Here is a 14,082-nt window from a genome sequence, read left to right as displayed (position 1 = left end):
GGCCGCCTCCTTGGCGGCCGCGCGGGTGGGCGCGGCGGCCGGGGCGGCGGTGGCGAGCAGCGGGTCGCCGCCGCTCTTCTCCTTGATGGCGTCGATGAGCTGGCTCTTGCGCATCCGGCCGGTGCCGCTGATGCCGAGCGTCGAGGCCAGCTTCTGCAGCTCGACCAGGACCAGACCGTCAAGGCCGGCGGCAGCGGTACGGCGGCGCTTGGCCGGCGCAGCCGGCGCGGCGGCAGCGTCCGTCGCGTCGGCGTCCGGGCGCGCGCCCATCAGATCGGTGGTGTCGCTCACTAAGGGTCCTTCCCTGGAGCGGACGTCGGCCTGTCTGGCTCGGCGACCGGTTGTGCTGTCTGACCTGCGCTCTGCTGTGCGGAGGTCCGATGCGGTAGTCCCTCCACCACGGCTTGGTGGGTGGGGGGAGAGGTGCGAAGTGCGGTGCACGAGGCACGGTGGTGCGAAAAGGCGCGGTGGGCGATCTCATGCCGTCCGCGCTGCCTGCGAGTCCCGGGCCCCCGTCGCGTGACGGTCTCCCGCGCTCCTACCCGTCGGGCCTCAGCGGGAGGCCGGTGGCGGCGGGTGGGGGTCAGGATCCGACACGGCTTCGGGATGCGGCCGCAATCGCGCAGGCAGGCTGCGTACGCGCTGTGGCGGGCTCCCGGAGAATCGTGGTCCCCGACATCGCCGTGGTCCCGTGGAAGCGGGATTCGGGGAGGGGGACGCGGCGCACCGGGCCCCGCAGGGCGCCTGATGCAGACATGAGGTTAACACTACCGACCCCCTCACACATTCCCCAGCCTCGTGCTTGCCAATCGTGTCCGCCCCGGATGCCCTCGCGGCCCACGCCGGCGCAGGTCACCCGTCCAGCGGCAGCACGCCGGCACCGTCGCGGTCCAGGCGCAGCCGGTGGGCCGCGAACGTCTCGCCCGCGAAGTGCAGCAGCTTGTCGGCGCCGGCCTCGTCGGTCAGCGCGAGCACGGTGGGGCCGGCGCCGGAGATGACCGCCGCGACGCCCTCCGAGCGCAGCGCGGCCACCAGGGCGGCGCTGTCGGGCATCGCGGAGGCGCGGTAGTCCTGGTGCAGCCGGTCCTCGGTGGCGGGCAGCAGCAGCTCGGGGCGCCGGGTGAGCGCCTCGACGAGCAGGGCGCTGCGGCCCGCGTTGGCGGCCGCGTCGGCCAGCGGGACGGTCTTGGGGAGCAGGCCGCGCGCGGTCTCGGTGAGCACCTCGGTGCTCGGCACGAAGACCACCGGGACGATCTGCTCGGCGGGGTCCAGACGGACCGCCTTGGCGCCGTCCTCGTCGCTCCAGGCGATGGTGAACCCGCCGGCCAGGCAGGCGGCGACGTTGTCCGGGTGGCCCTCCAGCTCGGAGGCGAGGGCCAGCATCGCGGCGTCGTCGAGGGCGGAGGGACCGCCGATGGTGACGGCGCGGGCGGCCACGATGCCCGCGCAGATCGCGGCCGAGGACGAACCCAGGCCGCGGCCGTGCGGTATCCGGTTGGCGCAGACCACTTCGAGGCCGCGCGGCTGCCCGCCGAGCCGGTCGAAGGCAGCGCGCATCGCGCGGACCACCAGGTGGCGTTCGTCGCGGGCGAGCGTCTCGGCGCCCTCTCCCGCGATGTCGACGCTCAGCCCGGAGTCGGCGACCCGGACCACGATGTCGTCGTACAGACCCAGGGCGAGTCCGAAGGCGTCGAAGCCGGGGCCCAGGTTGGCGCTGGTCGCGGGGACCCGCACCCGGACGGCGGCGGCACGGAACGCAGGACCGGCCATGCGGTGGACTCTCCTGGGGAGTGAGGCCGACCCGTCGTGCGGGGTCGGCGGTGGTACGGCGGCGGGGGTGTCAGTACGCAGCTGGAGGGCAGGCCCTGCCCCGTAGGGCAGTGGCTGGGCCCATGGCATGTGCCACACCGCCTGGACTCAGCGTATCGAAGAGAGGTTCCACAGCGGTACACCCCGCTCCCTCTCGATCTGCCGTGTTGCAGGTTATGGCCTGAATCCGTGCGGAATTGGCATCGCAAAGAACAACGAAAGCGACACCGGGGCGTTACCCCCGAGATGTCGGAATATGGCGGGATGCGCCGGTGGGCCGACCCGTGCGGGTCGCCCCACCATAGCCTGGCGCCGCCGGGCGACGGAGCGTCAGGGCGCCCCGCCACCGGGCCGGTGCGCGATCAGTCGAGCAGGCCCAGTCGCTGGGCGGCGGCCTGCGCGTTGACCGGGACGACCTGCGGCTGCGGGGCGCCGGCCACCGCCCAGTCGGGGTCCTTGAGGCCGTTGCCGGTCACCGTGCAGACGATCCGCTGGCCCGCGTCGACCAGTCCGGCCTCCGCCTTGGCCAGCAGGCCGGCCACGCTGGCCGCCGAGGCGGGCTCCACGAAGACGCCCTCCTGTGCGGCCAACAGCCGGTAGGCGGCGAGGATCTGACGGTCGGTGACCTTGTCGATCAGACCGCCGGACTCGTCCCGGGCGGCCTCCGCGAAGGCCCAGGAGGCCGGGTTGCCGATCCGGATCGCGGTGGCGATGGTCTGCGGCTTGAGCACCGGGGCGCCGTCCACGATCGGGGCCGAGCCGGAGGCCTGGAAGCCCCACATCCGCGGGGTGCGGGTGGCCAGGCCGTCCTTGGCGTACTCCCGGTAGCCCTTCCAGTAGGCGGTGATGTTGCCCGCGTTGCCCACCGGCAGAACGTGGATGTCGGGGGCGTCGCCGAGCATGTCGACGATCTCGAAGGCGGCGGTCTTCTGGCCCTCGATGCGCACCGGGTTGACCGAGTTCACCAGCGCGACCGGGTAGTTCTCGGACAGCTCGCGGGCCAGCGTGAGGCAGTCGTCGAAGTTCCCGTCCACCTGGAGGATCCGCGAACCGTGCACCAGCGCCTGGCCCATCTTGCCGAGCGCGATCTTGCCCTGCGGCACCAGCACGGCGCAGACCAGGCCGGCCCGCACCGCGTACGCGGCGGCCGAGGCCGAGGTGTTGCCGGTGGAGGCGCAGATGACCGCCTGCGCACCGGCCTCCTTGGCCTTGGAGATCGCCATCGTCATGCCGCGGTCCTTGAAGGAACCGGTCGGGTTGGCGCCCTCGACCTTCAGGAAGACGTCGCAGCCGGTCCGCTCGGAGAGCACCTGGGCCGGGACCAGCGGCGTGCCGCCCTCCAGCAGGGTGACCACCGGCGTGGCGGCGCTGACCGGCAGGCGGTCGCGGTACTCCTCGATGAGGCCGCGCCACTGGTGGGTGTGTCCACTGACTCTGTCGATCACGGCGTTCATAGGTTCCTACTCCCCTTCGACACGCATGATGGAGGCCACGTCCCGCACGCTGTCCAGCGCGCGGAGCTTGTCCACGGTCGCCGACAGGGCGGCGTCGGTGGCGCGGTGGGTGACCACCACGAGCGAGGCGTCACCGTCCCGGCCCTGCTGGCGCACGGTGTCGATGGAGACCCCGTGCTCGGCGAAGACCCCGGCCACCTGGGCGAGTACACCGGCCCGGTCGTCCACGTCCAGGCTGACGTGGTAGCGGGTGATCACCTCGTCCATCGGCTTGGCCGGCAGCTGGGTGTAGACCGAGTCGCCCGGGCCGGTGGCCCCGTTGAGCTTGTTGCGGCAGACCGCGACGAGGTCACCGAGGACGGCGGAGGCGGTCGGCGCGCCACCGGCGCCCGGACCGTAGAACATCAGCCGGCCGGCCGCCTCGGCCTCCACGAAGACCGCGTTGTAGGCCTCGCGCACCGAGGCCAGCGGGTGGCTGAGCGGGATCATCGCGGGGTGCACCCGGGCGGTGACCGACTCGCCGTCGCGCGAGCGCTCGCAGATGGCCAGCAGCTTGACCACGCAGCCCATCTGCTTGGCGCTGGCGATGTCGGCGGCGGTGACCTCGGTGAGGCCCTCGCGGTAGACGTCGGCGGCGGTGACCTTGGTGTGGAAGGCGATGCCGGCCAGGATCGCGGCCTTGGCGGCGGCGTCGAAGCCCTCCACGTCAGCGGTCGGGTCGGCCTCGGCGTAGCCCAGCGCGGTGGCCTCCTCCAGCGCCTCCGAGTAACCGGCGCCGGTGGAGTCCATCTTGTCGAGGATGAAGTTGGTGGTGCCGTTGACGATGCCCAGCACGCGGTTGACCCGGTCACCGGCCAGCGACTCGCGCAGCGGGCGCACCAGCGGGATCGCACCGGCCACCGCGGCCTCGTAGTACAGGTCCACACCGGCCTCGGCGGCCGCCGCGTGCAGCTCGGCACCGTCCTTGGCGAGCAGCGCCTTGTTGGCGCTGACCACCGAGGCGCCGTGCTTGAACGCGGCCAGGATCAGGTGCTTGGACGGTTCGATGCCGCCCACCACCTCGATCACCACGTCGATGTCACCGCGCTTGACCAGCGCCTCGGCGTCGGTGGTGACCAGGTGCTCGGGCACGCCGGGACGGACCCGGCCGGCGCGGCGGACCGCGATGCCCGCCAGCTCGACCGGCGCGCCGATGCGCGCGGCGAGGTCGGCGGCGTCCGTCGTCATGATGCGCGCCACCTCGGAGCCCACCACACCACAGCCCAGCAACGCCACCTTCAGCGGCCGCGTACGCATCATCCGACTCCGCTCATCCATCTCGTGCATCTCGTGCCCGGCGGCCTTCTGGGACCGCCGCCGGGTAGGGGCTTGTGCCACTTCGACTCGTTCCAGTCTCATGGACATTCCGAAAAGATCTACCGAATGTCCATGATCTGAGACAGGTTTTCCGTCATCCGATATCGAGCCGCAGGAGATCCTCCTCCGTCTCGCGCCGCACGATCACCCGGGCGGCGCCGTCGGCCACCGCGATCACCGGCGGCCGCAGGGCGTGGTTGTAGTTGCTCGCCATCGAGCGGCAGTAGGCGCCGGTGGCGGGCACCGCGATCAGGTCGCCGGGCGCCAGGTCGGCCGGCAGGAAGGCGTCCTTGACCACGATGTCGCCCGACTCGCAGTGCTTGCCGACCACCCGCACCAGCATCGCCTGGGCCGTGCTGGTCCGCGAGACCAGCGCCACCGAGTACGTCGCGTCGTAGAGCGCGGTGCGGATGTTGTCGGACATCCCGCCGTCCACGCTGACGTAGGTCCGCAGACCCTCCAACGGCTTGACGGTGCCCACCTCGTAGAGCGTGAAGGCGGTCGGGCCCACGATCGCGCGGCCCGGCTCGACGCTCAGCCGCGGGGTGGTCAGGCCCGCCGCGGCGCACTCGCGGCGCACGATCGCGTCCAGCGCGGTGGCGATCTCGGCCGGGGTGCGCGGGTCGTCCTCGCTGGTGTAGGCAATGCCCAGGCCGCCGCCCAGGTCGATCTCCGGCAGCTCCACGCCGTGCTCGTCGCGGACCTCGGCCAGCAGGCCCACCACCCGGCGGGCGGCCACCTCGAAGCCGGCCGTGTCGAAGATCTGCGAGCCGATGTGCGAGTGGATGCCGCGCAGTTCCAGCGCCGGCTCGGCGAGCACCCGGCGCACCGCCTCGGCGGCCGCGCCACCGGAGAGCGAGAGGCCGAACTTCTGGTCCTCGTGCGCGGTGGCGATGAACTCGTGGGTGTGCGCCTCGACACCGACGGTGACCCGGATCAGCACCGGCTGCCGCACGCCCTGCGCCCCGGCGATCGCGGCCAGCCGCTCGATCTCCTGGTAGGAGTCGAGCACGACGTGGCCCACCCCCGCCTTGACGGCCTGCTCCAGCTCGGGCACCGACTTGTTGTTGCCGTGCAGCGCGATCCGCTCGGCGGGCATCTGGGCGGCCAGCGCCACCGCCAGCTCGCCGCTGCTGCAGACGTCGAGGTTCAGGCCCTCCTCGTGCAGCCAGCGCACCACGGCCTTGGAGAGGAACGCCTTGCCGGCGTAGTAGACGTCGGCGCCACTGCCGAAGGCCTCGCGCCAGGCGCGCGCCCGGGCCCGGAAGTCGGCCTCGTCCAGCACGTAGGCCGGGGTGCCGAACTCGGCGGCCAGCTCGGTGACCGTGCGGCCGCCGACGGTGGCGGTGCCCGCGTCGTCGCGGGTCACCGTGCGCGACCAGACCTTGGGGTCCAGCAGGTTCAGGTCGCTCGGCGGGGCCTGGTAGTGCCCCTCGGGCAGCACGTCGCCGTGGCGGGGACCTGCGGGGTGCGCGGAGCGGCTCATCGGGCGTCTGTCTCCTGACATGACTGGGACTGGCGGGAGTTCCGGGTGGGGCTGGTTCCCGGGTGGCGCTGGTTCCGGTGGGGCTGCGGGTTTCCGGTTCGGGGTTTCCGGTTCGGGTTGTGCAACGGGGCGGTGCCGATCCGTGTGGACCGGCACCGCCCCGGGTTCGCCGAGGGCGGGTGCTACATCCGCTCGGGGGCCGTGACCCCCAGCAGGCCCAGGCCGTTGGCCAGGACCGTCTTCGTCGCCTCGACCAGCCAGAGCCGGGCGCGGTGCGTGTCCGTCAGCTCCTCGTCGCCCTTGGGCAGGAACTGGCAGTTCTCGTACAGGCGGTGGTACGTGCCGGCGAGCGACTCCAGGTAGCGCGCGACGTGGTGCGGCTCGCGCAGCTCGCCGGCCTTGGCCACGATGCGCGGGAACTCGCCCAGCTCGCCGAGCAGGTCCTTCTCCCAGGAGGTGGCCAGCAGCTCGGGCCGGAAGTCGGCCGCGGTGCCCTTGTCCACGCCCAGCTCGGCGGCCTTGCGGGCCACCCCGCACATCCGGGTGTGCGCGTACTGCACGTAGTAGACCGGGTTCTCGTTGGTCTGGCTGGTCAGCACGTTGATGTCGAGCGTGATGGTGGAGTCCGTGGAGGAGCGCGAGAGCGTGTAGCGCGCGGCGTCCACGCCGATCCAGTCGACCACGTCGTCGATGGTGATGATGTTGCCGGCCCGCTTGGACATCCGGACCTCCTCACCATCGCGCAGCATCTTGACGAACTGGCCGATCCGGACCTCGATGTTGCGGTCCATGTCGTCGCCGGCGCAGGCCGCGATGGCCTTGAGGCGGTTGACGTAGCCGTGGTGGTCGGCGCCCAGCATGTAGACCGAGACCTCGGAGCCGCGGTCCCGCTTGGAGAGGTAGTAGGCGGCGTCGGCGGCGAAGTAGGTGGTCTCGCCGTCGGCCTTGATCAGGACGCGGTCCTTGTCGTCACCGAAGTCGGTGGTGCGCAGCCAGATCGCGCCGTCCTCGTCGAAGACGTGGCCCTGCTCGCGCAGCCGCTCGATCGCCTTCTCCACGGCGCCCGAGTCGTGCAGCGACTTCTCCGAGAACCAGGTGTCGAAGTGGGTGCCGAACTCGGTCATCGAGCGCTTGATCTCGGCCACCATCAGGGCCAGGCCCTGGGTCCGGAAGATCTCCAGCTGCTCGGCCTCGGGCAGCGCGAGGATGCCCGGCACGCCGTCGGTGATCGCCTTGGCGATGTCGGCGATGTACTCGCCCACGTACCCGTCGGCGGGCAGCTCGCGGCCCAGCGCCGCGGCCTGCAGCGAGGTGGCGAACTTGCCGATCTGCACGCCGGCGTCGTTCAGGTAGTACTCGGTGGTGACCTGCGCGCCGGTCGCCTTCAGCACCCGCGCCAGCGAGTCGCCGACCGCCGCCCAGCGCACGCCGCCGATGTGGATCGGGCCGGTCGGGTTGGCGGAGACGAACTCCAGGTTGATCTTCAGGCCCAGAAGCGCCTCGTTGCGGCCGTACGCCTCGCCGGTCTCGACGACGGTGCGGGCCAGCTCGCCCTGCGTGGCGGCGTCCAGCGTGATGTTCAGGAAGCCCGGACCGGCGATCTCGACCGCGGCCAGCGCGGGCAGCTCGCGCAGGCGCGCGGCGACCAGCTCGGCGACCGCGCGCGGCGGCATGCCGGCCGGCTTGGCCAGCTGGAGGGCCACGTTGGTGGCGTAGTCGCCGTGGTCGCGGTTCTTCGGTCGCTCGACCGTCACCTGCTCGGGAACGTCGACGGACAGCTCGCCCGCCTCGACGGCGGTGCGCACGGCGACCTGGACTGCCTGGGAGAGCTCTGCGGGTGTCACGGGCCCAAGCCTAGGCGAGAGGCGGTACCCCGCCGCCACGCGGCCACCCGTTGAGACGCGCGGGTCCACTCCGCGAGCACTTCTTCCACGCACCGTCGCTGTTCGCTAAGAGCGAAACTCGCCCACTCCCCCGGCTCCGAAGGTCAGGCCACCCTTGCCCGCCCCGCCGGACCGCAGCCGCATCAGCCGGTGCACCAGCGCCACCAGGTCCGCCGGGTCGAAGGGCTTGCCGAGGTAGCCGTCCACCCCGACCGACTCCCCGCGGTCGAGATCCGCCGGGGTGCACGCACTGACGATCGCGATCGGCAACCGCGCGGTGGCCGGCGTCGCCCGCAACCGGGCGGCGGTCCGCAGCCCGTCCAGCCGCGGCATCATCACGTCCAGCGTCACCACGTCGGGGCGGATGTGTTGGACGACGTCCAAACACTCGGCGCCGTCGGCGGCGGTCACCACCTCGAAGCCCTCCAGCTCCAGGTTGACCCTGATCAGCTGACGGATCACCTCGCTGTCGTCCACCACGAGGACCCGCCCGGACACACCCGACACCCCACCGAGACTACGGCCGCCCCCCGCCGCCCGTCCGGCCTTTGCCCACTTCGCCCGACCCCCGGACAAACCCCTGCACGGAGTGCGGCGACGAGCTGGTAATGTTCTCCACGTCGCAGCGATGCGGTGGAAGTGAACGAGCAGGCCCCCGTAGCTCAGGGGATAGAGCACCGCCCTCCGGAGGCGGGTGCGTAGGTTCGAATCCTACCGGGGGCACTTCGCAAGAAGCGCCGAACGAGGCCCAGGTCAACCGACCTGGGCCTTCGTCATGTTCCGGCACCGGGTCACCCCTCCTGCGGGGTGGGCGAGTTCGGCCCCGGTGAGGTGGCCGCCGGGGTGCGGGACGCGTGGTCCACGGCGCGGGGCGCAGGGGCCAGGCGGTAGAGGGCGTGGCGGCTCAGGGGGTGGCCGGGTGGGAGGCGGGGGTGGTCGAAGTCGTCGTCCGGGGCGTGGGTCATGCCCAGGCGTTCCATGACCGCCCGTGAACGGCGGTTGGCGGTGGTGGTGAAGGAGACGATCTCCGGCAGGCCCAGGACGTCGAAGCCGAAGCGAACGGCAGCGGCGGCCGCTTCGGTGGCGTAGCCGTGGCCCCAGGCTGCTCTGGCCAGGCGCCAGCCGACCTCGGTCGCCGGGGTGAAGGGGGCGGTGAAGGTCGTCCGGGACAGGCCGGTGAAGCCGACGAAGGTGCCGGTGGAAGTCACCTCCACCGCCCACCAGCCCCAGCCCTGATGCTCGAACTCGGCGCGGATCCGGTCGGCCAGGGCGTCGCTGGCCTCCCGGTCCAGGGGGGCCGGGAGGTACTCCATGACCTCGGGGTCGGCGTTCAGGCGGGCGAACGGCTCCCGGTCGGCGGGCTGCCAGGGGCGCAGCAGGAGGCGGGGCGTACGGAGCTCGACCGGCGGGGAGAGCTTCAGGGGGACCTCCTCGATGACTCCGTGTTCTGTGCTCAACTGCTGGTGTTGCGAATCGACATCACCTCGGAGGGTGCCCCGTGGCTCGGCTGTTCGTGCGTTCCGGGATCCATCCGAGCGCCCCCGAGGTGCCGCTCGCCGTCCTGCTCGTCGATCCCGAGGGGTCGGCCGGGGAGCGGGCGGTGGTGCGGTTGGGGGCGTACTGCCATGAGGTGGACGGCTGGGCGTGCCTGTTGCAGACCGACGGGTGGGCCGAGCAGGTGTGGGTGGACGGGGAGCTGGTGGTGGGGGTCGCCGTGTACCCGGTGGGGCTTCGGGCGGTGAACGTCGATCCGGCCGACTTCCCCGAGCGCTCGGCCGTCGACCCGCGGGCCGTGATCGTCCTGACGGTGAGGACCGCGGCGGCGCCGGTGGCGCTCGACGAGGGGACGGTCGTCTACACCGCGGCCCCGGGCGCGGCGCTGGACGAGGTGCTGGCGGGGTACCCGGACTGGCCGATGGTGCTCGCTCCCCCGCCGCAGGAGTGAGTCAACCGCCCGCCGCCGCCCGCAGGAAGGCGCGGACCAGCGGGGCCGGGGAGCCGGCGCGCCAGGCCAGCACGAGGGTGCTGGGCGGGTGGTCGGGGACCGGGACGTACCGCACGCCCGCGGTGGGGTGGTGGCGGACGGCGCCGGCGGGGAGCAGGGCGGTGGCGCGCTGCCACAGGACGGCGTGCAGGCACTCCGCGACGGTGGTGACCACCGGGCCGGCCCCGCCGGAGGCGCCGCCGCCGAGCCAGTAGGCGCGCCAGGCCTCGTCCGTCCCCGGCGGCAACTGGACCCACGGGCGGTCGCGCAGCTCCTCGACGGTCAGCGATCCCCGCCGCGCCAGCGGGTCGTCACCGGCCAGCGCGGCGACCACGCCCTCGCTGCCCAGCGGGTGGGTGGCCAGGCCCTCGGTGTCGAAGGGCAGCCGGGTCAGCGCGACGTCCACCCGGCCGGAGCGCAGCCCGGCCGTCGGGTCGCTGATCGGGCTCTCCCGCAGCAGCACCTCGGCGCGCGGGTGGCCGCGGCGGAACGCGGCGACGGCGGGCGGGCCGAGTTCGACCCCGGCGCCGGCCACCGAGCCGACCAGGACCGTGCCGTGCCCCTCGGTGGCCCGCACCCGCTGCCGGGCGCGGTCGGCGGTGGCGAGCAGGTCGCGGGCCTCCGCCAGCAGCACCGCGCCGGCGGCGGTGAGCCGGACGCCGCGCGCGGAGCGCTCCAGGAGCAGGCAGTCGAGCTCCTCCTCCAGCTCGCGGACGCTGCGGCTGAGCGGCGGCTGGGACATCTGCAGGCGGGCGGCGGCCCGGCCGAAGTGCAGTTCCTCGGCGACGGCGACGAAGTACCGCAGGCGGCGCAGGTCCATGCCGCGCACCATACCGAACCGGTATCGGGCCCTTGGAACGGGTCTTGGACGGGTGCGGGGGCCGCGCGGTGAGGTGGGTGGCGGCACGTAGTCCACGCAACCGAGGAGCCTTCCATGACGTCCGCCCACCCCTACCACGACCCCGCCGACCTGCACCGGGCCAAGCAGCTGGGGCGGTTGGCCCCCGGGGAGTTCGCCGCCTGGCAGGCCTTCCAGCAGGTGATCGACCGGGAGGACGGCGCGGTGCCGCGCCGGACCCGGGAGCTGGTGGCGATCGCGGTGGCGCTGACCACGCAGTGCTCGTACTGCCTGGACGTGCACACCGCCGCCGCCCGCCGGCACGGGGTGAGCGCCGAGGAGATCGCCGAGGTGGTGTTCGTGGCGGGTGCCGTGCGGGCGGGCGGCACCCTGGCGCACGGGCTGCAGGCGATGAAGCTCTACGAGGCCGCGGTGGCCGTCTTGTAGAGCCCGCCGATGGTCTGGTCGAAGTAGGCGCTGTACGAGGTGTCGGCGCTGTTGCCGCCCTGCTGGTAGCCGCCGATGATGCCGATCACGTGGCCGTTGGAGGCGTTGATCCAGGGGCCGCCGCTGGTCCCGCCGGTGTAGGACGGGCAGTCGATGCGGCGCTGGTAGGAGCTCTGCTGGGTGGTGGCGTTGGCACAGAGCAGCGGGACGTCGCGGGTGTCGGGGTAGCCGTAGAGGCGCACGGTGGCGCTGAAGCTCTCGTTCAGGCCCAGCGTGTTGGCGCCGACCACGTCCTCGACCTGCTTGCCGTTGCTGGGGGCCACCCGCAGGAAGGCGAAGTCCTGGTCGGGGTCGCCGTTCTGGCTCCAGCCGTTGGTGGTGTAGATCTGGGTGACCTGCCAGGTCCCGTACGGGGCCGTGCCGTTGCGGTAGCCGGGGGCGAAGACGACGCCGCCGGGGCTGTCCAGGCAGTGCGCGGCGGTGACCAGCAGGTTGTGCCCGGCGCTGTGCACCACGCTGGCGGTGCAGAAGTGGTTGCCGGTCGAGACCCCGCCGCTGAACAGGGCGCCGACCCGGTTGGCCTCGGCGCCGGAGACGGCCGTGCTGGTGGTGTTGTACTGCAGCGCGTAGGCGGAGCGGTCCTCGGCGTCGCCGGTGCCGTCACCGTCCGCGGAGGCGGTGCCGTCCGCCGAGGGGTCGGCGGGGGCCGCGGTGCCGGGATCGGCGGTCGGCGCGGCCGAGGGCGTCGGCGTCGGCGCCTCCGCCGAGGGCAGCACGGCCACCGGCGGGGTGTCGGTGGGCTGCGGCGCCGCGTCCCCGGCCGAGCCGGGGGTGGCAGAGGCGGGGGCGGCGGCCGGGTGCCGGTGGCTGTGGCCGCCCTTGCCGTGCATGACCGGGGACGCGGTGGCCGGCGCGGCGGCGTTGGAGGCGCTGGCCTGGGAGCCGAGCAGGCTCACCCCCACGATCGCGGAGACCAGTGCCGTGGCCAGCGCGGCGAACAGGACGGCGGGGCGGGCCAGGAGGCGCGGCCTCCTGCGATGCCGGCGCTGCTGACTGCTCATCAGATCGCTCACTCCTGCCCGCATTCGGTGACCTCGGTCGGCCGGCCGGCACCCGTCCGCGCCGGTTCGGCTCTGCACCGACTATCACCCGGCCGACTGCGAAGCCGATGATCCCCGGCTGAGAGCCGTCTGAGAATCCACCGGCCGGCGGACGCCGCCGGCCACCGAACAGTCGGGGGACGAGCGGGGAACAGCGGGCGAACAGCCTTGACCGGCGCCGATCAAGGCCCATCATGACCGACCGGCGCCGGTGGGAGAAGAGGGTGGACGTTCCGCTTGCCGCGGCGCCCGTGCCGCGGGCTCGGTCAGCGGTCGTGCGCCGCTCCGGTCGCGGCGGCCGCGCCCCTGGCCGGCTCGGCCTCCCGGCCGGCCGCCTCGCCCGGGGCCGGGCGGTGGTTGACCATGAAGAACGCCAGCACGGCCGCGAGCAGCAGGATCCCCAGCGCGACGGTGGTCGCCACCGTGTAGCCGTGCACCGCGCCGGTCGACTGCACCAGTTGGTTGGACGCGTCCTTGCCCACCAGGTAGGTGGCGGTGGCGGTGGCGGCGATGGTGTTGAGCAGCGCGGTGCCGATCGAGCCGCCGACCTGCTGGGCGGAGTTGATGATCGCCGAGGCCGCGCCGGTCTCGTTGGGCGCGACGCCCAGCGTCGCCAGGCTCATCGAGGGCATGAAGACCAGGCCCATGCCGGCGCCGAGCAGGATCTCGGCCGGCAGCACCGAGGTCGCGAACGCGCTGTCCACCTTGAGCTGGGTCAGCCAGGCCATGCCGCAGGCGGCGAGCAGGATGCCGGGCACGATCAGGTTGCGCGAGGGCACCCTGGTCATCAGCCGGGCCGCCAGTCCGGTGGAGCTGAGGATGATCGCGGCGGTCATCGGCAGGAAGCCGACGCCCGTCAGCACCGGCGAGTAGCCCTTGATCTCCTGCATGTAGAAGGTCAGGAAGAGGAAGAGGCCGAAGAGGCCGATGACCGACAGGCCCACCGACAGCGCGGCGCCGCCGCGGTTGCGGTCCTGGACCAGGTGCATCGGCAGCAGCGGGTGCGAGGTGCGCTTCTCGGCGAAGACGAAGACGCACAGCAGCGCGACGCCCAGGGCCAGGCAGCCGAGCACCAGGCTGTCGCTCCAGCCGCGCGACTCCGCCTCCGAGGTGCCGTAGACGATCGCCAGCAGTCCGCCGCAGCCCAGCACGGCGCCGGGCAGGTCCAGCTTGATCCGGGACTCCTTGCGGATGTGGTCGGTGCTCAGCAGCCGCATCCCGGCGAGCGCGGTGGCCAGCGCGATCGGCACGTTGACGAACAGGCACCAGCGCCAGTTCAGGTACTCGGTCAGCAGGCCGCCGGCGATGAAGCCGATCGCGCTGCCACCACCGGCGATCGCGCCGAAGATGCCGAACGCGGTGGCCCGTTCCCTGGCCACGGTGAAGGTGGTGGAGAGCAGGCCCAGGGCCGAGGGGGCCAGCAGCGCGCCGAAGCCGCCCTGCAGCGCCCGGGAGGCGAAGAGCATCACCGGGCTGACCGAGAAGCCGCCGAGCGCGGAGGCGCCGGCGAAGCCGAGCAGGCCGATCAGGAAGGTGCGTTTGCGGCCGTACAGGTCGCCGATCCGTCCGCCGAGCAGCAGCAGACCACCGAAGGCCAGCGTGTAGGCGGTGATCACCCACTGCCGGTCACCGGTGGAGATCCCCAGGTCCTTCTCGGCCGAGGGGAGCGCGATGTTCACGATCGTGATGTCGAGCACGATCATCAGCTGGGCTACGGCGATCACG

13 protein-coding genes and 1 tRNA gene are annotated in these 14,082 nt (G+C 72.8%); 3 read left to right on the top strand and 11 right to left on the bottom strand.

What is annotated here, in order from left to right; all coding sequences use genetic code 11:
* The 7 genes from ABD323_RS24670 to ABD323_RS24640 all read right to left on the bottom strand — a co-directional run.
* Window positions 1-291: Rho termination factor N-terminal domain-containing protein (locus ABD323_RS24670; RefSeq protein ID WP_344444118.1), on the bottom strand; the 291-nt coding region annotated here is incomplete at its 3' end.
* Between the two features lie 561 nt (window positions 292-852).
* A complete protein-coding gene (gene thrB / locus ABD323_RS24665; RefSeq protein WP_344444117.1) occupies window positions 853-1,770 on the bottom strand; it encodes a homoserine kinase in 918 nt (305 codons plus the stop codon).
* Between the two features lie 401 nt (window positions 1,771-2,171).
* Window positions 2,172-3,263, bottom strand: a complete 1,092-nt coding sequence (gene thrC / locus ABD323_RS24660) for a threonine synthase (RefSeq protein WP_344444116.1) — start codon at window positions 3,261-3,263, stop codon at window positions 2,172-2,174.
* A gap of 6 nt (window positions 3,264-3,269) precedes the next feature.
* A complete protein-coding gene (locus ABD323_RS24655; RefSeq protein WP_344444115.1) occupies window positions 3,270-4,562 on the bottom strand; it encodes a homoserine dehydrogenase in 1,293 nt (430 codons plus the stop codon).
* A 151-nt stretch (window positions 4,563-4,713) separates the two neighbouring features.
* Entirely contained in the window at window positions 4,714-6,105 is a 1,392-nt protein-coding gene (gene lysA / locus ABD323_RS24650; RefSeq protein WP_344444114.1) for a diaminopimelate decarboxylase, read from the bottom strand.
* Window positions 6,106-6,287: 182 nt separating this feature from the next.
* Window positions 6,288-7,949, bottom strand: a complete 1,662-nt coding sequence (gene argS / locus ABD323_RS24645) for an arginine--tRNA ligase (RefSeq protein WP_344444112.1) — start codon at window positions 7,947-7,949, stop codon at window positions 6,288-6,290.
* Window positions 7,950-8,054: 105 nt separating this feature from the next.
* Window positions 8,055-8,486: a response regulator gene (locus ABD323_RS24640; RefSeq protein WP_344444119.1), complete on the bottom strand. Its 432-nt coding sequence runs from the start codon at window positions 8,484-8,486 to the stop codon at window positions 8,055-8,057.
* A gap of 153 nt (window positions 8,487-8,639) precedes the next feature.
* On the opposite strand from ABD323_RS24640, the gene ABD323_RS24635 reads away from it, so the two are divergent.
* Window positions 8,640-8,711, top strand: a tRNA-Arg gene (locus ABD323_RS24635).
* Window positions 8,712-8,779: 68 nt separating this feature from the next.
* On the opposite strand, the gene ABD323_RS24630 is transcribed toward ABD323_RS24635, so the two are convergent.
* Window positions 8,780-9,445, bottom strand: a complete 666-nt coding sequence (locus ABD323_RS24630) for a GNAT family N-acetyltransferase (RefSeq protein ID WP_344444111.1) — start codon at window positions 9,443-9,445, stop codon at window positions 8,780-8,782.
* A 41-nt stretch (window positions 9,446-9,486) separates the two neighbouring features.
* Between ABD323_RS24630 and ABD323_RS24625 the strand changes: the two genes are divergently transcribed.
* Window positions 9,487-9,933 carry a hypothetical protein gene (locus tag ABD323_RS24625; protein ID WP_344444110.1) on the top strand — a complete coding sequence of 149 codons (447 nt, stop codon included), beginning with the start codon at window positions 9,487-9,489 and terminating at the stop codon, window positions 9,931-9,933.
* Window position 9,934: 1 nt separating this feature from the next.
* Here the strand turns inward: ABD323_RS24625 and ABD323_RS24620 are convergent, their stop codons facing one another.
* A complete protein-coding gene (locus tag ABD323_RS24620) occupies window positions 9,935-10,792 on the bottom strand; it encodes a LysR family transcriptional regulator (protein ID WP_344444109.1) in 858 nt (285 codons plus the stop codon).
* Window positions 10,793-10,906: 114 nt separating this feature from the next.
* Between ABD323_RS24620 and ABD323_RS24615 the strand changes: the two genes are divergently transcribed.
* The gene (locus ABD323_RS24615; protein WP_344444108.1) at window positions 10,907-11,257 is read left to right on the top strand and encodes a carboxymuconolactone decarboxylase family protein; all 351 of its coding nucleotides are present in this window, start codon (window positions 10,907-10,909) and stop codon (window positions 11,255-11,257) included.
* Here the strand turns inward: ABD323_RS24615 and ABD323_RS24610 are convergent.
* Both ABD323_RS24610 and ABD323_RS24605 read right to left on the bottom strand, forming a co-directional pair.
* Window positions 11,230-12,318, bottom strand: a complete 1,089-nt coding sequence (locus ABD323_RS24610; RefSeq protein ID WP_344444107.1) for a trypsin-like serine peptidase — start codon at window positions 12,316-12,318, stop codon at window positions 11,230-11,232. The two genes, ABD323_RS24615 and ABD323_RS24610, sit on opposite strands and share 28 nt — an antisense overlap.
* A gap of 305 nt (window positions 12,319-12,623) precedes the next feature.
* The gene (locus ABD323_RS24605) at window positions 12,624-14,060 is read right to left on the bottom strand and encodes an MFS transporter (protein WP_425556140.1); all 1,437 of its coding nucleotides are present in this window, start codon (window positions 14,058-14,060) and stop codon (window positions 12,624-12,626) included.
* Window positions 14,061-14,082 lie beyond the last annotated feature (22 nt).

Origin of the sequence: Kitasatospora nipponensis (assembly GCF_039528135.1) — a bacterium.
Classification (GTDB): Bacteria; Actinomycetota; Actinomycetes; order Streptomycetales; family Streptomycetaceae; genus Kitasatospora; species Kitasatospora nipponensis.
The sequence above is the reverse complement of the archived record's forward strand: the minus strand, read 5'-3'. Positions and strand labels throughout refer to the sequence as shown.